The sequence below is a fragment of the Agarilytica rhodophyticola genome, assembly GCF_002157225.2.
Lineage (GTDB): Bacteria > Pseudomonadota > Gammaproteobacteria > Pseudomonadales > Cellvibrionaceae > Agarilytica > Agarilytica rhodophyticola.
In genome coordinates this window covers 6,328,827-6,346,424 of sequence record NZ_CP020038.1, presented here as the reverse complement: position 1 = coordinate 6,346,424, position 17,598 = coordinate 6,328,827, and the positions used below count along the sequence as shown (strand labels likewise).

At 38.6% G+C, this 17,598-nt stretch carries 16 protein-coding genes and 1 pseudogene; 15 read left to right on the top strand and 2 right to left on the bottom strand.

The features are described from left to right. The first annotated feature begins 95 nt into the window (after positions 1 to 95). The 10 genes from BVC89_RS26220 (at position 96) to creC (ending at position 9,080) form a co-directional block, all read left to right on the top strand. Positions 96 to 758 carry a MotA/TolQ/ExbB proton channel family protein gene (locus BVC89_RS26220; RefSeq protein WP_086934050.1) on the top strand — a complete coding sequence of 221 codons (663 nt, stop codon included), beginning with the start codon at positions 96 to 98 and terminating at the stop codon, positions 756 to 758. Between the two features lie 33 nt (positions 759 to 791). Next, positions 792 to 1,346, top strand: coding sequence for an ExbD/TolR family protein (locus BVC89_RS26215; protein WP_086934049.1), 555 nt, complete (start codon positions 792 to 794; stop codon positions 1,344 to 1,346). After that, positions 1,343 to 1,876, top strand: a complete 534-nt coding sequence (locus BVC89_RS26210) for an ExbD/TolR family protein (protein WP_173780743.1) — start codon at positions 1,343 to 1,345, stop codon at positions 1,874 to 1,876. The genes BVC89_RS26215 and BVC89_RS26210 overlap by 4 nt, the downstream gene beginning before the upstream one ends. 1 nt (position 1,877) lies before the next feature. Continuing rightward, positions 1,878 to 2,846 (top strand): AgmX/PglI C-terminal domain-containing protein, encoded by a 969-nt coding sequence (locus tag BVC89_RS26205; RefSeq protein WP_086934048.1) that lies wholly within the window; start codon positions 1,878 to 1,880, stop codon positions 2,844 to 2,846. 514 nt (positions 2,847 to 3,360) lie between these two features. Next, complete coding sequence (locus BVC89_RS26200; RefSeq protein ID WP_158658139.1) at positions 3,361 to 4,695, top strand: lipase family protein; 1,335 nt, start codon at positions 3,361 to 3,363, stop codon at positions 4,693 to 4,695. A gap of 15 nt (positions 4,696 to 4,710) precedes the next feature. After that, entirely contained in the window at positions 4,711 to 5,343 is a 633-nt protein-coding gene (locus tag BVC89_RS26195) for a hypothetical protein (protein ID WP_086934046.1), read from the top strand. Positions 5,344 to 5,361: 18 nt separating this feature from the next. Beyond that, positions 5,362 to 6,123 (top strand): hypothetical protein, encoded by a 762-nt coding sequence (locus tag BVC89_RS26190; protein ID WP_086934045.1) that lies wholly within the window; start codon positions 5,362 to 5,364, stop codon positions 6,121 to 6,123. Between the two features lie 47 nt (positions 6,124 to 6,170). Continuing rightward, positions 6,171 to 6,731: a hypothetical protein gene (locus BVC89_RS26185; RefSeq protein WP_086934044.1), complete on the top strand. Its 561-nt coding sequence runs from the start codon at positions 6,171 to 6,173 to the stop codon at positions 6,729 to 6,731. Positions 6,732 to 6,936: 205 nt separating this feature from the next. Beyond that, a complete protein-coding gene (gene creB / locus BVC89_RS26180; RefSeq protein WP_086934043.1) occupies positions 6,937 to 7,650 on the top strand; it encodes a two-component system response regulator CreB in 714 nt (237 codons plus the stop codon). Further along, the gene (creC, locus tag BVC89_RS26175; protein WP_086934042.1) at positions 7,647 to 9,080 is read left to right on the top strand and encodes a two-component system sensor histidine kinase CreC; all 1,434 of its coding nucleotides are present in this window, start codon (positions 7,647 to 7,649) and stop codon (positions 9,078 to 9,080) included. The genes creB and creC overlap by 4 nt, the downstream gene beginning before the upstream one ends. A gap of 111 nt (positions 9,081 to 9,191) precedes the next feature. On the opposite strand, the gene BVC89_RS26170 is transcribed toward creC, so the two are convergent. Then, on the bottom strand, positions 9,192 to 9,395 hold the full coding sequence (locus BVC89_RS26170) for a hypothetical protein (RefSeq protein ID WP_086934041.1): 204 nt from the start codon (positions 9,393 to 9,395) through the stop codon (positions 9,192 to 9,194). 1,097 nt (positions 9,396 to 10,492) lie between these two features. On the opposite strand from BVC89_RS26170, the pseudogene BVC89_RS30815 reads away from it, so the two are divergent. The 4 genes and pseudogenes from BVC89_RS30815 to BVC89_RS26155 all read left to right on the top strand — a co-directional run. Continuing rightward, positions 10,493 to 10,876: pseudogene (locus BVC89_RS30815) on the top strand (methyl-accepting chemotaxis protein); the annotation flags it as partial. An 87-nt stretch (positions 10,877 to 10,963) separates the two neighbouring features. After that, entirely contained in the window at positions 10,964 to 11,392 is a 429-nt protein-coding gene (locus BVC89_RS30810) for a CZB domain-containing protein (RefSeq protein WP_245929441.1), read from the top strand. A gap of 357 nt (positions 11,393 to 11,749) precedes the next feature. After that, entirely contained in the window at positions 11,750 to 12,919 is a 1,170-nt protein-coding gene (locus BVC89_RS26160) for an acetyltransferase domain-containing protein (RefSeq protein WP_245929237.1), read from the top strand. A 283-nt stretch (positions 12,920 to 13,202) separates the two neighbouring features. Then, positions 13,203 to 14,570, top strand: a complete 1,368-nt coding sequence (locus tag BVC89_RS26155) for a sugar MFS transporter (protein ID WP_086934039.1) — start codon at positions 13,203 to 13,205, stop codon at positions 14,568 to 14,570. A gap of 47 nt (positions 14,571 to 14,617) precedes the next feature. Here BVC89_RS26155 and BVC89_RS26150 read toward each other — a convergent pair whose 3' ends face one another. Further along, positions 14,618 to 15,829, bottom strand: a complete 1,212-nt coding sequence (locus tag BVC89_RS26150; protein WP_086934038.1) for a hypothetical protein — start codon at positions 15,827 to 15,829, stop codon at positions 14,618 to 14,620. A gap of 844 nt (positions 15,830 to 16,673) precedes the next feature. Here BVC89_RS26150 and BVC89_RS26145 point away from each other — a divergent pair. Further along, positions 16,674 to 17,585: a glucosamine kinase nucleotide-binding domain-containing protein gene (locus BVC89_RS26145; protein WP_086934037.1), complete on the top strand. Its 912-nt coding sequence runs from the start codon at positions 16,674 to 16,676 to the stop codon at positions 17,583 to 17,585. Positions 17,586 to 17,598 lie beyond the last annotated feature (13 nt).

Here is a 17,598-nt window from a genome sequence, read left to right as displayed (position 1 = left end):
TTATTACACGATGACATCTCGTCCGATCGTGAATATACTCTCAAAAGCCATTTGAATTAGATCACAAAGAGCAAATACTCGGAGACTATTGCTTTATGAATAGTGTTATTACTTTTTTCCAGAACGGTGGGTCGTTCATGTATCCAATCGCATTAGTGTTAGTGGTTGGCCTTGCACTTGCTATAGAGCGCTGGGTTTTCCTAACAGTAGCAAAAGGATCAAATCGACGCACATTCGATCGTATATTACCTATGCTACGCAAAAAGGACTATGCAGGAGTTATCGATCTTGCCCGTAGTTCAAAAGCACCAATCGGACGTATTGTTGCTTCTGGTGTTGCTCGTATGCAACAAACTCCTCGTCGTGATGAAATTGAATATGCGATGGAAGAAGGCGTTATGGAAGCGGTTCCTCGTCTAGAAAAGCGCACACCTTATTTGGCAACTCTTGCAAACATCGCCACTCTGTTAGGACTGCTAGGTACTATTATGGGTCTGATTGCGGCATTTACAGCGGTTGCTAATGCTGACCCTTCAGAAAAAGCGAGCTTGCTTTCGCAAAGTATTTCGGTTGCGATGAACACCACTGCATTTGGTTTGATGTCTGCGATTCCTTTGTTATTAATTCATGCGATGCTACAAAACAAAACCACAGAAATTGTTGATAGCCTTGAAATGGCAGGTGTGAAATGTCTTAACATCATGTCATCAACAAATTCATTTGCCGCTCGCACCCGTCAAGCCGATGGCGCGAAGTGATATTGATAACGACAAACTAGCGCGATAACTATCATGCATAGACGACGTTTAAAAAAGCCAGAAGCAGATCTGGATATCACTTCCTTTATGAATTTGATGATCATCTTGGTTCCTGTGCTGTTAATGAGTATGGTGTTTTCACACATTACTGTACTGGATTTAAAGTTGCCTGATTTGGCAGCGGATTCCGAGCCAAACGACGATCAAAAAAACGAAACATTGGAATTGATCATTCTAAAAGATGAGCTTCTCGTTAATTACCCTGCTGGTGTGCCGGTAAAGCGTTTGCCCAAAATCGAAGATGAGGCGAGCGGTGAGTTAGTGTACGACTTCAAATTGCTATCTGATACTTTGCAAGAAGTGAAGCGTATTTTGAAGAATAAAGATATCGACAAAAAAGATATTCTTGTTCTTTCACAACCTGATACCGACTATCAAACCATTGTTAAAACAATGGATACTGTGCGCAGCTTCAAAGCTGTTGTAGCCGCCTCAGTAGTAGAAGCTGAATTATTTCCTGTGATTTCCTTAGGTGATGCACCGGCAAATAATTTATCTCCGGCGAACAAGGAGCAAACTTCTCCATGAAGCAATCAATACATGCGAAACGTATGGAAAGACATCACCGGAGATTAAACCAACAGCCCAAGCTTAACCTTGTATCACTGATGGACATTTTTACCATCTTGGTATTCTTCTTGTTGGTTAACTCCTCCGATGTTGAAGTGTTACAAAATAATAAAGAGATTGTTTTGCCAACTTCTGTTGCTGAGAAAAAGCCTGAAAATAATCTCGTGGTAATGGTAAGTGAGCAGAATATTTTAGTAGGTGGCCGTAAAGTTGCCGATGTTCAACCAGCACTTGCCAGTGAAGACAGTGAAATACCTGAGCTTAAAAAAGAGTTAGAATATCTGGCTTCTCGCAAACCTTACCGTTCGTTAGCAGAAGAAGAAAAAGGCCGTGATATTACAATTATGGGTGATGAGAAAATTCCATACGCCTTGCTGAAAAAAATCATGACCACATGTGCTAAGTCAGAGTACCGAAATATATCATTAGCTGTGAGCCAAGTTCCGGACGATTCTGCTATCCCGGAAGCTCAAGGAGTGGGGGGCTAAAATGGCGAGAATTATTGCAGCGCCGAACCTGCAGCTTCCATGGACTTCCACGGCAGATGACGATCGCCGTTATTGGAAAATATTCGGTGTTTTACTTATACCATTTGTAATTTTCAGTATCATTATTCCTCTAGTGGACGTGCCTGAACCTGCTCGAGAAGAGTTAGAGCGTTTGCCACCGCAGTTAGCAAAGGTGGTTTTGGAAAAGAAAGAACTGCCAACACCAGTTCCGACGCCAAAGCCAACACCTAAGCCGGAAGAGAAAAAAGAACCTGAAAAGGAAAAACCAAAAAAAGAAGAGCCTAAAAAGGAAGAGCCAAAACCTACACCTGAGCCTAAGAAACAACCTGATCAAGTCAAGTTGGTTGAAAAAGCGCGGGAAGAAGCTCAAGCTGAGATTAGTCAGTTCGCTGACCAGTTGTCAGAGTTGCGCGACTCCTTTGATCTTTCAGAGGTAAATGCTGAAGTGACCCAAAGCACGGGCGAGGCTGCTAAACTTAGCCGCGATATTATTTCCAGCGGTGCTAAGCGTGGTAGTGGTGGTATTAATACCTCCAATCTTAGTCGTGATACTGGTGGTGTTGCGGTATCTGCTAAGAAAACCACTGCAGCTGTGCAAAGTAAGTTGAAAGCTGGTGAAGGTGATAAGCCTAAGGTTGCTCAGACAGCGGCGGATCGCTCTACTCGTAGCCGAGAAGAAATTCGCAAAGTGATGGATCAAAATAAAGCTGCGATTTACGCTATTTACAATAGGGCATTACGTAAAAACCCAGCCTTAGAAGGGAAGGTTGTATTTAAGCTCGAAATTAATAGCCAAGGTCAAGTTGTTGCTGCTTCTATTGTTTCTAGTGACCTACAAGACCCTGCTCTAGAACGTAAATTGTTAGCGAGAATTAGGCTTATTAACTTTGGTGCTAAAGATGTGCTGAAAACAACGCTTAATTACAATATGGATTTCTTACCATATTAAGTAATTTTACTATCGAAGAGGCCGCTACTGTAGCGGCCTTTTTTTTGGCCGGGCAATTTTTATAGCTTTAAGTGTTTTCATTTGAATGCTATAAGTGTGAGTTTTGTCACATTTTTTCTGGGTTTTTGGATTACCTTTTGCTGTGGATTACTAATGTTATTTTGTGAAGAAATAAACGGAAGTTGCGGCTAGACTTTCTCGTCATTGACTGCAAAATCCAGTAATTCTGTTATCGGAAATAAAAATAACGTCAAAGTATCCGTAAAATATAATTTTGCATCTTGTCGTAAAAATTATCATCAAAACGCCTTATTTTGCTATTCCACGCCTATTTATTGCGTTACTCTACTAATTTACCTCCTCGGTGAGTCACTGCCAGTAGGCCTAGTAAGCTCAATTAAAAATGCATACATAATTGCATAAAAGCCTGAGGGAGCCGGTTGCATAATAAAGATAACAATTATTCTTAGATCCGTTCTAGCTAAGACCTCAATATGAAATGGAGAAAATTCTAATGTCTGATGATTATTCCTTAAGTCCTAAAGAAGCTGCTTTTATTGCTGCCAACGCTTACTTTACTCTAGCGGGGTGGGAAAAACGTTACCAGTTCAATATGAGTGGCGCTAAGGGTAAAGCACCGAAGGTGAGTAGAGGGCAAGCCAGCAACTCCGTTGTTAGTCGCAATGTTGTTGGTAAAGGCCCTCTTTCTGTAGCTAAAACTGGAATTTCAGGTGGCTCTGTAACTAAAACCATTGGTGGTTCCACAGGGAGTAATCTGCTTGGAAGAGTTAAGACAGGCTTTGGTTATATGCTGCAATTTGAGCGTGGCGGCAAGCAACATCTGGTGATTGCTACGCGGGGAACACGGCCTGAAATTGGCTATCCTGATTTATTAACGGATGTAAATATCAGTATAGGCAGACACTTCCCTGGCATTGGGCCTGTGCATAGTGGCTTTTATGATACATACAAATCGTTAATGCCAACATTGTCATCTGCTGGTGATGTGATTAATGCGGCTGATGTTGTTCACTGTGTTGGCCATAGTCTAGGGGGAGCCGTTGCAAATCTTGTTGCGATATTTGCTGCTAAAAAAGGGGCCAATGTTAAACTTTATACCTTTGGGGCTCCTCGTGTAGGTCTTAAAGATGCTGCTTATGACAAAAAGATGAATGCTTTACTTGGAGAGGAAAATATTTATCGTGTTAGTCATAACCTTGATCCGATTCCGATGATCCCAATTGCACCTTATATTCATGTTCATCCACATATTAAAGACCGGAATAACTTTTTCTTAAAATCGCCTATCAGCTCGATCAGCATGGATAACCATGATACTAATTACTATATATCGAGTGTCGGTGCCAAGAGCTGGGATTCTGTGCGCTCTGCGTCACTGGCTGAAATAGATATGGATAAACACTATTTCCAGTCATGGTCAAATGATGAAAACTGGCTAAAACGCAGCCTTGGTGTCGCTGGCAACAAAGGAATGGCCATCCTATTACGAATTTTGCGCGGTATGTTGGCAACTACTGGTGAAATTGTCACTGGAATAGCTACGGTTTTTGATCTAATTGCCTTAGCCTTAAAATCAGGTATCACATTTGTCTCCAATATTTGGTCTGCTGCTGTCAGGTTTATTGGCGAGTGTGCAAGAGTTGTTGGCCTCGGTGTAGAAATATCCCAGAGTGCCTTAAAGAAATTGCTTGATAAAATGATGGCTGAGTTGAAAATCACGGCAAAATTGGCCATGGCTACCGCTTCACGTGTTGCCAAGTCAAAAGAGTTTGAAGCAATCTTAGCGATTAGTCTCGCTGGAGGGTCACTAGGATTACTCATGATTTAATCGGAGTTTTTAATTTTGTTATTGGCTATAGCGACATTTTTATTAGTGGCTTTTGTCCTATTTGGACTTGTTAATTTTCCTATAATACCGTCTTTCTTCGGTGTTTACGGCAGTGAGAGAAACTCTTCCAGTGGAAAGTTTCTCGTTAAGCTGTTGTGGATGTTTCCTGTTATTTCCCTGCTATCGCTCATACTTGCATGGATCGCAAGCAGCGTTTTTATATTGATGCCCGTTTTATATATTGCTGCTATTTGGATGATGCGTTTAAACAAACAAGACAGTTCAGCTCCCGAAAAACGCTTTTCGTCAAAACAAGACAATCTAGAAGAGCAAAAAAGAGAAATGGAATATAAGTGGGATTCGTGGGTAGAGTGCCAAAACCAAGCATTCATGCAAATTGAAATATGGGCGCCAGATAAGAGTTCGGCTGCGCAATGTAGAGATCAAATTCAGCAGACAGAAAAGCTTGTGGGGGATGTTAAAATCGACCAGGAAGGTAATAACAGTTGGAATCTACAATTGAATATTGAAATTGCTGCGGTAGAAAGAGACTCAGTGCGACAGAAAATGGAGTCTTTATTAGATACGGCTTGGCAATATCAGTGTGAACTAAATTCCATAGAAATTGAAAATACTATCCGATCATAAAATTTATACGAGCAAAATATGAATCAAAATGAGTTTGCTATTTTAACCACCAATACGATGGGAATTAGCGATCAATTATTGGCGAAACAGTGTGGCTCATTCCTAGATGAGCTTGTGGACAGTGATGATCCAGCATTAGCAGAACAGCTCTCTGGGCTCGAAGGTGCGGCTCAGAACCCAGATTATCAAACCATGATCGATCAGGGTTATGCTGCGTTAGAGAGCTTGAGTGAAGATGTTGTTAAGGCTTGGCAGAAAGTCGATCAAGAAAAATTACAAGATCTTATTGGAGAAATACCAAGCCAAATGCCTGATCTGACAAAAAAAATATCAGGTGACGATGTAGAAAAGTGGGTGAGCTACCTAGTTGGAATGCCCGAAGGGAACAGCTTCTCAGACCTTCACCAATATTGTTATGGACTATTTAACAATGGTACTGAAGGCAAGGATGCAATTCGCCTTGCAATCGCCGATGACGATGTTGCCATACTTGAAGATGCCAAAGATGCGATTACCAGTGAGGATATTACATTTGAAGATATCAATACGGCATTGATGATTGAGTCTGTCAAATCATTTGAGTGGTTGGCAAAAAAGATGAATTTTACAGATGAACAGGTTCAGCTAATGTTGGAGTATGTCTCTAGTGATAGTCAATACTTCGAAACAGTATACAAAATTCTTGCACCGACTAGTGCACAATACTCTGCCATACTAGCCAGTGTTACTGAAATGGATGAACAAGAAACACTTGCTTTCCTGCAACAACAAGGTAGCTAGGCTCAATGGAGTTGTCTTAGATAATCAATAATAGGAAAAGATAAAAAATGTTAACAAAAGAAATGAAAAGCTTGTTGATGGTTTTTGCCACTGCTTTTGTTATTGGCTGTGACTCAGGCAGCAATGAAGATTTGGACGAAACATCTTATACATCGGCTGAAGATTCAGATGCGCAATATACATCTGCCGACTACGATGATAGTGATGAGTCAGCAGAAGAAACTACGACGGGTGTCACTAGTGTTAGCAGCTATCAATTTACTTATAATGATAAACCAGGAGTCAGTATCTCTTTTTCAACCGATACTTTGGAAGAGTGCACCGTTACTTTTGCTAAAGACTCCCTCACTGAAGATAAAAAGCTTGAGACCTCAAAAGCAGAAGTGGGTGATCTAGACCTTTCGTGTTTGTCTACGGGCGACCTATACATGCTGGATGACAGTGACAAAACATTTGCTTCTATGAATATTGTGACATTAAATAAAAACAAAGCTAAAATTGTAGTTAGTGGTTCCTTGTACGCTGTGAGATCGAAAAAGACTGCTAAGATGGAAGATGTAGAATTATCTGTAATAGATGAAAACTTAGAATATCTATTAGCTAAATAGCTGTTATGCTAGGGCGTGTTCACATTGACTCTAACATATTACCAAGGAACTTGAAAAGAATACACACCATCACCAGACGCGCTGTGAATACATCCTTGTACGCTCTGCGTCGGCTTCCTGCCTCCGAAGGTCTGGTACTGATGTGTACTATTCGTTTCTGCCCCGTTAGTAATAGGCCCTAGCCCCTAAGAATTCGTTACTTTTTATGCAAAAGCATACTATTTTAATTGTTGATGATGAACCCACAATAGCTCAGACACTTGAGTATGCCTTGCAGTGTGAGGGCTTTTTTGTTGAGACGTGTCAATTGGGGAAGGATGCGATTGACTTAGTCTATTCAAATCATAATACCTCGGATAATTATGCGCTGATAGTACTGGATATAGGCTTGCCCGATATTAGTGGTATTGAAGTGTGCAAGCAGATACGTAAATTTAGTGATATTCCAGTATTATTTTTGACCGCTCGAGATAGTGAAATAGATCGGATTATTGGCCTCGAAATTGGTGGCGATGATTATGTCACTAAGCCTTTCAGTCCAAGGGAAGTCGCCACACGAGTTAAAGTTATTTTAAAACGTTATGGCTTTCAGCGTGACTCTCAACAAGAACTAAGTAAGCTAAATAAAGAGCAAACTCTACAGATTGACTTAGAAAAAGCTTCTGTCGTATTTTTTGGTGAGTCTCTTAACCTAACTCGTTATGAGTTTCTACTACTTAAAACCTTAGCCGAGCATCCAGAGCGAGTTTTTTCTCGCAGTAGATTAATGGATATTATCTGGCCCGAATCTGTTGCGAGTATGGAGCGCTCAATTGATACTCATATCAAGACTTTGCGTTCTAAATTGCGAGAAGTAAATGATCAATGTGATGTGATTAAGACCCATCGAGGGCTGGGGTATAGCCTCAACCGTCTATGAAACTGACATTCGCAAGTCGTATTTTTGCAGGCTACTTCATCGTTGTGGGAATTGCCGCTTGGTTTTTGGTCAACACCCTAGTGGAAGAAATTAAACCTGTTGTTCGTCAAAGTGTTGAGTACACTCTTGCTGATACGTCTAATATTCTTGCTGAAATTCTAAAAGAGCAAGTTGCTCGAGGCGCAATTAGCCCAAATATCCAAAGTGCGCTTGACAATGTAAAAGCCCGTGAATTAGACGCTAAAATTTGGGGTTTTCCGAAGAAAAATATCACGTTAAATTTTTATGTCACAAATAAGTATGGCACAGTGATATACGATTCAGCAGGACGGCATCAGGGAAAAGACTTTTCTAAATGGCGCGATGTTTATTTAACGTTACGTGGTAAGTACGGTGCTAGATCAACCCAAGAAGATCCTAATGATCCTTTTAGTACGGTAATGCATGTCGCTGCGCCGATTCTTAAAAATAGTGAAATTATTGGTGTGGTGACAACTTACACACCAAATATATCTCTGCAACCCTTTCTTGATACTAGTCGCCAAAGTGCTCTGCGAAAAGGGATGCTTCTTTTATTTATCTCTCTAATAGTTGGTGGTTTTATTTCATATTGGCTCAGTCAGGCCATTAGCCAGCTTGTTAAATATGCAGAAAAAGTAAAACTCGGCGAACGAGTAAAATTGCCCAAGCTTGGGCGTGGGGAATTAAACCAATTAGTATTAGCTTTAGAAAGCATGCGACGTGAGTTAGAAGGTAAGCATTATGTCGAGCAGTATGTGCAGCAACTCACCCATGAATTAAAAAGTCCTGTGGCGGCAATAAAAGGAGCTGCCGAGTTGATCTCCGTAGAAACTCCAGTAGAGATACAGCAGCGATTCTTAAGTAATATTCAACAACAGTCTGATCGCATAGAGTCAATAATTAATAAAATGCTATACCTTAGCGCTTTGGAAAATACTAATAGCCTTGAACATTCTAGTGATGTGAATATAGTAAAAATCTGTCAAACGGCGATTAATCAAAAGAAAGCTAAAGCTGACACTAAAAGTATAAAATTAGAAGCAATTTATCCGGAACTTAATGCTGAAACCTATGGAGATCAAGCGCTCTTGCAACTAGCGGTGGATAATTTGCTCGATAATGCAATTGACTTCGGTTTTAATAGCACCACTATTATTATTGAAGTTGTTATCGATCAAAAGTTTATTTCTGTGCATATTCAAAACCAAGGCGAACATATACCTGACTACGCATTAAATCGTGTCTATGAACGCTTTTACTCTTTACCTCGCCCCGAAGGAGCACCAAAAAGTACAGGCTTGGGACTCAGCTTCGTTTTAGAAGTTGTCAATCTTCATCATGGTCGTATTGTTTTAAATAATGTAGAAGGCGGTGTAATGGCTGCACTTGATTTGCCAAAAGAAATATAAATTAAATGCTCAACCATCCTTGGTTGATAATTATATAAAGGACTAATAATTGCTATTATGTTCTAGTGCTTTTATAAAATGGCGATTAATATAGAGTTCTATGAAAACCCTTTATACTGCAACTTTTTCCTCGCCCATTTGCAGTTCAATAACAGATACAAAAAACTTGCTTTCAGTCTTCGTCAATACACATGAATAATCTTTGCTGAGCATATAATCAATAAAAAAATTTGCTTCCTTTTCTGTTTGAAAACTTTCTAAATGTAAAGCGCTCAAGGGAAAATTAACTTTAGCTATAGTCTTATTGCTTAACATATGTTGCTCCTTAAAGGTTGTTTTTCATCTGTCTTTTTAAATTCTAGATTGCTGATAATTACATCAATAGTTATTTGGTTAGTGTTCTAGTTGTAAGGCTAAATTCCTAACTAACAATATAAATGCTTTTAATATTCTCGATAAAGCTATCGGAAATTTCTAGTAATGTTTTTTAACGATAGACGAACTACTAGCAACTAAAATGTTTATCATTAGTTACTATTAAAGTCATCTGTTAAATAGATATAGCGAATGCGATTTTATTAAAAAAATAAACAAGTATATTTATTCAGGGTAGTAGAAATACAGCGAGATACATACGTACACACGATTTGATAGGTCAATGGAAAGCTCCTTATGCACTGTATGAATGAGGTGTTATTATACTGTAATTAAAAACAGTAGTCTATTAATAGGTAATATTATAGGTGTCATTTTAGGATATTTTGTAAATATAAAAGGCGCCTAATTATCTATTTAAAACTAAGCTTGTTTTAGGTCTTTTTTGTATGAATTATCTACAGTTTCTCTTTGCTAGAGAATTAGATACGACAAGTACTAGTAAGAGGCGTTTTAGTGAAAACGCTAATCCACTGCATTGAGTATATCTAGTGTTTTGTATAAAAAATAAGCTGGGTGTGTCCTGTGTCATTTTACCCCTAGGGGGTAACAAATCCATTGTTATTAAAACAAGCTTTTACTAGGGTATTATTTTTACCAAGAGGACTTCAATATTGCCCTTCAAAGCTCTGACTGAGCCTCACATCATCCCTTAGAATCTCTACTATACTCTAGAGTAGGTATATCCCTAATTTCATAAATTATGACAATATTTTGATATGGCAAACTTTCTAATACATTGGTTCAAGTCTGACGCGGATTCTTCGAGTACTAATGAAATCAGCCAGCTAAAATCCAGGATATAGAGCTTAGAGGAAGAGCTTAGACATGCTCAGGATTTGAGACAAGTTAGCGAAGATAAGTATGCAAGTTTACAAGAATCCATAGAACATCAGCAGCGTTTTCAGAACATTTGGTTTTCTAATAGCGATACCATTAGTGTACTGAGGGAAACTACCGCTGATAATGCAGAAAATATGCGCACGCAAAAGGAAGGCTTATCTGAATCATCGATCAATTATATGGAAATGAAGGACATTCTCAGCACTGTAAGCAGTTCTTTGCAAAGTATGAACAATGAAACCCAAACAGCGTCTGAACGGGTTGAGGAGCTGACTAGTGTGGGTGAAAAGATTGAGACATTTGTTTCACAGATAAAATCTATTTCTGACCAAACTAATTTACTAGCGTTAAATGCTGCCATCGAAGCCGCTCGAGCAGGAGAACAAGGGCGGGGGTTTGCAGTAGTAGCCGATGAAGTCCGCTCTCTTGCACAAAAATCGGCTGTTGCGTCACAGGAAATTACCACCTTGGTTCACACCATATCTGAGAAAACACAAAATGTTTCTCTTGGTATTAGTCAATCTAATGAAACTAGTTCTGAACTTTCAAAACTTACAGGGTCGGTACTACAAATATTTGACGATTTTATTGGCCTTGCTAAAAATATGGCGCTATCCATATCCATTTCTTCTGAGAATAGCTTTATACAAACGGTAAAATTAGACCACCTTGTGTGGAAAAGTGAGGTATATCGTGTTTTCTGGAAACAGTCTAATAAAGATATTTCTGCTTTTGCCGATCATACTGAATGCCGTCTAGGCAAATGGTACTATCAAGGGAATGGGAAAAAATATTACAGTCATCTTCAATCCTTTAAAAAGATGGAAACAGTACATCACCAAGTACATGAATATGGCATTGCTGCGTTAAGAAATGTTGAAAAAAATAATATAAATAGCGCTTTCATAGAAATAGAAAAAATGGAAGATGCAAGTAATAAAGTATTAGAATTACTTTCAGATTTAGAGTCAGATATATTTACCTATTATCATAAACGCCATGATGAAAATAAAGATAGCGTTAATTTATTTTAGGAATCATCGCTAATTTTATTTAGCGGTATCGTACTTAATATTAAAAAAAAGTTCCAATATATTTATCTGAATTTCATTAAGTTATTCTTCTACCGACTAATTTAAGCTTTTAGGCTAGTATTGATCTATTCACACTCTTAACCTTTTCCAAGCACATTATCCAATCTTTCAATTAAATTTATTCATAAAGCTTTGACGCTATCTCTTGAAAGCGAATGAAATCATTCCCTGGTCTTAAATGGCGCTGTTTATCATTTACAATTGGCTGAATTGCTGATTGAGTTAAAACTTAAAATATAATGCCTGTTGATGACAGAATAATACTAAATATTGGCGAAACAAAATGGTGTATAAACATTGACCGAAGCTCAAGCAAACAAAAATAATGTAAGACGTAAAAGAATTGATTCTATTGATATCATGCGTGGATTGGTCATTTTGATCATGATGGTAGATCATGTTAGAGATATGTTTTATCTCCAGCACAAGGTGTCAGACCCTCTGAATATTGATGTTATTCCAACGGCCTTATTTTTTACTCGTTCATTGGCGCATTTATGTGCTCCTAGCTTTATCTTACTAGCGGGGCTGTCTGCTTGGCTATATGCTCACCCCACTTCCGGGGAAATTAGGAGTCCAAGTCGTTTTCTTTTTACCCGAGGTCTATTCTTAGTTGTGCTAGAGATAACAGTAATTGCCATCGCGTGGAATGTTTCACCTATCCCTAAAAATATATGGTTGCAAGTTATCTGGGCAACAGGTCTAAGTATGATGGCTTTAGCCGTACTTGTTCATATCCCCAGATGGCCGTTGTTTGCCCTAGGCTTAATAATTGTTTTTGGGCACAATTTGCTCACCCCAATTTCATTTGATACAAGCGAATCAGGATATATTTTATGGACAATTCTGCATGACAGAGGTTATCTGCTTTCAGATAGCTTTGTTAATATTTATGTCAGTTATCCCGTATTGCCATGGATAGGTGTTATTGTCCTAGGTTACTCCTTGGGGCCTATTTATTCACAGCTGTTTAGCCCGGACTCCCGCAGAAAAATATTATTCTTCTTAGGCCTTGGCTGTTTACTTTTAATGTTACTCTTGAGAAGTTTTAATATTTATGGTGAAACCTTATCTTGGGAATACAGCGACAGTATCGTTAAGTCTGTTATGTCGTTTATAAATTACACAAAATATCCACCATCCTTGTTATTTCTATTATTAACATTGGGTATATGCTTCCTAATTTTGCCGAGACTGGAAAACGTAGAGAATATGTTAACTCGTGTATTAAAAGTTTTCGGTTCTGCTCCAATGTTTGTATATATATTACATTTGTATCTATTAGTGCTTGCAAAAGTTCTTACTACATTAGTTTTAAATCCTGGAAGTGGGGAGCAGATAGGTTTTTACAGTGTACTAGGGATATGGAGTGGAGGAATTCTACTAATGATTTCTTCATATTACCCTACGAAGAAATTCGCAACATATAAACGTAATTCTAAAAAATGGTGGCTACGTTATCTTTAGAGTCACCTTTTAGATAAAAAAGTAAAATGAATATCTTATTTCATCATACTTAACTTTAAGATTTTTATTGTGATATTTGATACAATCGTTTACATTTGTATTGTTAAAGGTATTATATTTAGTTCCGGTGATAAAGCCTAGCGGTATTTTTGCAAAATTTTCAGCGTCACATTTCGGTTTGTTATCGTTTTGATTTCATATTGAATATCTCTTCATATAAGTATTAAATCCTTTTTATGGAGTGTGCCAAATTAAATGTTCAGCATAATAAAGAAGAATTTTTATGTCATCCCCAAAAGAAAGTAATTACTCTTATGCATTTCCAGTAGTAACAGCATTATTCTTTGCATGGGGATTTATTACTGCGCTAAATGATGTTCTCATTCCCCACTTAAGAAACGTTTTTGAATTAAGTGTTTTTCAATCTACACTTGTCCAGTTTGCCTTTTTTGGTGCCTATTTTATAGGCTCTCTTATCTATTTTGCGATTAGTGCGACTCGTGGTGATCCAATAGCTCGTATTGGTTATAAAAAAGGGTTGATATTGGGGTTGATCATTGCTGCATGTGGCTGTCTTCTTTTCATTCCTGCGGCATCATTTAAAATCTATATATTTTTTCTATTTGCATTATTTACTTTAGGCCTGGGGTTAACCTTATTGCAAATAGCAGCTAATCCTTATGTTGCGTTATTGGGAAAACCTGAAACTGCTTCCGCTCGATTGAATTTATCCCAAGCATTTAATTCTTTTGGCACTACTATTTCTCCAGTAATTGGCGGTTATCTAATTTTCGAATTTTTTAATACAAGTACTAACGCCGCAGATTCGGTGAAAATTCCTTATGCAGCTCTTGCTTCGGCATTTTTGTTACTTGCCATCGGAATTGCTTTCGTTGAGCTTCCAAGCTTAGGCAAAAAAGACCAAGAAAATTCTGGCAGCGCCCTTCGATATAAAAATTTAGTTTGGGGTATTGGCGCGATATTCTGTTATGTTGGTGCTGAAGTGGCGATAGGGAGCCTTCTAATTAATTTCACCACATTGCCTGAAATTTTAAATGTAGAAGAAGTTGAAGCAAGCAAATTACTTGCACTTTATTGGGGCGGTGCTATGGTCGGCCGGTTCGTCGGCTCGATAGCAATGAGTAATTGGTCTTCGAAGTTCTATCGTTTACTATCAATGTTTGTAGTTTCGATAGTCTTATTCTTGCTAATTACGACCATCGCTGGACTGTCATTAATTGATAGTCTCCCTTTTCTCATTTTTATTGCTTTAAATATCGTTATCGTATTGCTGTGTCGTGGTGCACCTTCGGCTACCTTGTCTGCCTTTGCCTTCATTGCCTCAGTTTTGTTACTTATCGGGGTATTAAGTTCTGGCACCACCGCATTCTGGGCAATTACGGCGATAGGTTTATTTAACTCAATTATGTGGCCGAATATATTTACATTGTCTATTGCTGGTCTTGGCGACGATACTAGCCAAGGGTCTTCGCTATTGGTAATGGCTATTCTTGGTGGTGCTCTAGTGCCGCCTATGCAAGGTTTAGTTGCGGACATTTTCGGTTTGCAGGCTTCATTTTTATTTCCAATCATTTGTTATGCCTACATTATGTTTTTTGGTTTGGTCGGTTATAAGCCAATTAAAAGATAAGAAAAATAGCCTCTCACACGAGAGGCCCTAGTTAGATGTTTTTCCAATTAATTACTGGCATCTCGGATGCTTGTTACTCTTTCAACGCTGGGGCGGTTGGAGTAGGTATCTCGTCTACCTTTTACTACAATAGTTTTTCCTATAACGCTAGGGTTTAATCGTGGGCTCCACGTGTTTCGTTGGTTTCTTTCCAATTTAATGATGATCTCCTTACTGGAATTATTAATATCACGTAGTTTTAACGCGTATATATTGTTGAACTCCTCAACAATAATGCCCGCAACTGTTAGTGAACTACCAAAACTTTGACTTAAAGCATCGCTTACACTCATCGCGGAAGGGATTGGTGCAGGTGTAGGTGTTGGATTAGCCGTTGATGAATCAAATAAAGATACTTCTAAAGTAGTTTTAACAGGGCTGTGATCGGATACTGTTGTTTCTAAATATCTATTGCGAACACTAGAGGATACCGCGTTCCAAGCAGCCTTTAGTTCATCAGAAATAAGGATATGGTCGATATCACTATCAGGGTTATTACGATCATATGGGCGGTCTGCCACAGAACCTGCAGCATGACTATAGTCCGCACGGCCATCATTATCTCGATCACCGTAAATACCCCAATTAGCTATTTCGCCATTAGCGCCACCTTGGCTAGCGACATTTAAATCACCCAACACAATCATATTATCTGTTCTATAGCTATTGTGTAGTCTATTAACAACTTTAGCCATCGCGCCGGCACGGCGATTCGAATTATTAGAACCGGAACAGCACTTTAGATGTAAATTTATCAAGTTTAATTGTTTATTAGTGTTACCTACACTTATGCTTGCTGTCATTAGATAAGGGTAACGGCCCGCAAAGTTATGACTACTTTCATTGGTCAATATAGTTTGAAAGCTCGCGCTGTTAACAACAGATCTTTTATAAACAAAAGCAAGACTCTGGCTTGCCGAAGGCTGACTAACAGCACCCAACCAACTGTTTTGGCTATCGATTGTATTAAGCCTTGATAATAAATCGTTAAGTGCGCTACTGCCTCCGATCTCTTGAAGGGCATAAATTTCTCCACCACCGTTTATTATATCATTAGCTGCGGCATTAATTTGTTGTGTACGGCTACCGTTGAAGTCAGAATTGCTTGGGTTTCCCAACCATTCGATATTATATGTCACAATATCAATTGTGGCGGCTGAAACAAGATTTGTAATAATTAATAGAAAAAAAGATGAAATTAAATTTTTAAATGATATCACTAATCATATCCTCGTAAGTTAATATTGGAGTGAATACCTATTGCTAATCGTTAGGGTCGAATACCCGAATATAATTATTATGTTAAGTTATCTATAATAGGAATCAGGCAGGTCAAAATTCCGCAGGGATTATCGTTGAGCAATGTGTCATTCCCATGTCGGTAATTTTTCAAATACATGAAGCTTATATAGTGTTAACAAGCGCTAGAAGAAACACATGCACTCTAAAGTAATTCTTATCACAAAAAGCTTTTAATAAACTATAGTTATCTATGATTGTCTAGATAGAGTATCTTTTTTAAACTGTAAATAAGCTTTATCTATAATTATTAAAACTTGTCTTATTGGTCAGCTAATTGCTTTGCCCATATCTTAACGCTTAGCTAATCTCGTCATTAAAGCTAATAGCTAATTAGAGCTCCTTAAGAGCAGTTTCTATTAGTCTCTAGCGATCTACTATTATTTCTAATTCTGGGAATAAGATGCTCAGGAATCGAATATTCAGGTCGGGATGTGATTGGTGGTTTTTTTTAGCATTAGTTATAGTAAAGGCAGTGCATCTGAAAATATCTACTGTGATTTTTCAGGTTTATCTCTAGGAAAAAATCTTTCTAATAGCTTTTATAAAACCAAACTTATCATGATCTTTTGTCTTGATTTAAAGTGTTACTTGATGGAAGTGACTAAGATTAGCCGAAGTGTTGTATAATACGTTTCTCGGTGAGCCATCGCGACTAACTTTAGAAAGTATGCTTATACAAATAAAGCAATAATAGTCGCCAAGTTAATAGTTATAAAAACTTTCTAAACATATACAACTTGAACCCAATTAGTGCACAATTCAATGTTTTATCCAACTAATATTGCAACACTTTTAGCTAATGACAATTTATTCTTTGTTGGGATTGATGGTGGTGCAACTAACTGTCGGGCGAGTATATTTAATGCAGAAGGCACTCTTCTAGCTTCTGGACGATCCGGATCTGCTAATCCTGTTAATGGCGTGGAGAAAACTTTAGATTCAATTTTACAGGCCGTCAACAGTGCTATTGAGCATTTACAACGTGCTGATATTGGCTTAGCTAATCTGGTTGTAGGTGCAGGCCTCGCGGGCCTCGCCTTACCAGCTATGCAACAGGCCTTGGCTAAATGGCAACACCCATTCTACGCTCTCTATATAACTACCGACACCTATGTCGCGACGTTAGGGGCTCATGAGGGGGAAGACGGAGCTATCATTATTCTTGGTACCGGATTTAGCGCTCTAGCTATTGTTAAAGGAAAAGAGCACCCTGTTGGTGGTCATGGCTTTCCTATTGGTGCTACCTGTAGTGGATCATGGTTTGGGCTTGAAGCTGTGAAAGCGGTGTTATTAGATATTGATAAGCTCGGGCCTGCTACATCGTTAACAAAAGAACTATTATGTGATAGTAGTCTTATGGAACTGGTAGAAAGGATGAACAATGCACTTGCTCCAGAGTTTGCTCGCTATGCCCCTGCAGTGTTTAAACATGCGCAAGATGGTGATAATGTCGCCCAAAGTTTAATTGCGGAAGGCGCCAAATTTATCGATCAAGTAATAACGCGTTTACTTTCTTTCGGTGTCTCTCGTATTGCCTTTGTTGGCAGTATCGCCCCTCATATCGTTCCACACCTCAAACAAAGCTATCAACCTCATATTGTCAGGGTAAAAGCTTCACCTGAGCAAGGTGCAATGATGTTTGCTCGTAGCCGCTTTATCGCAACGAAAAAATAGTCACAACCGCATC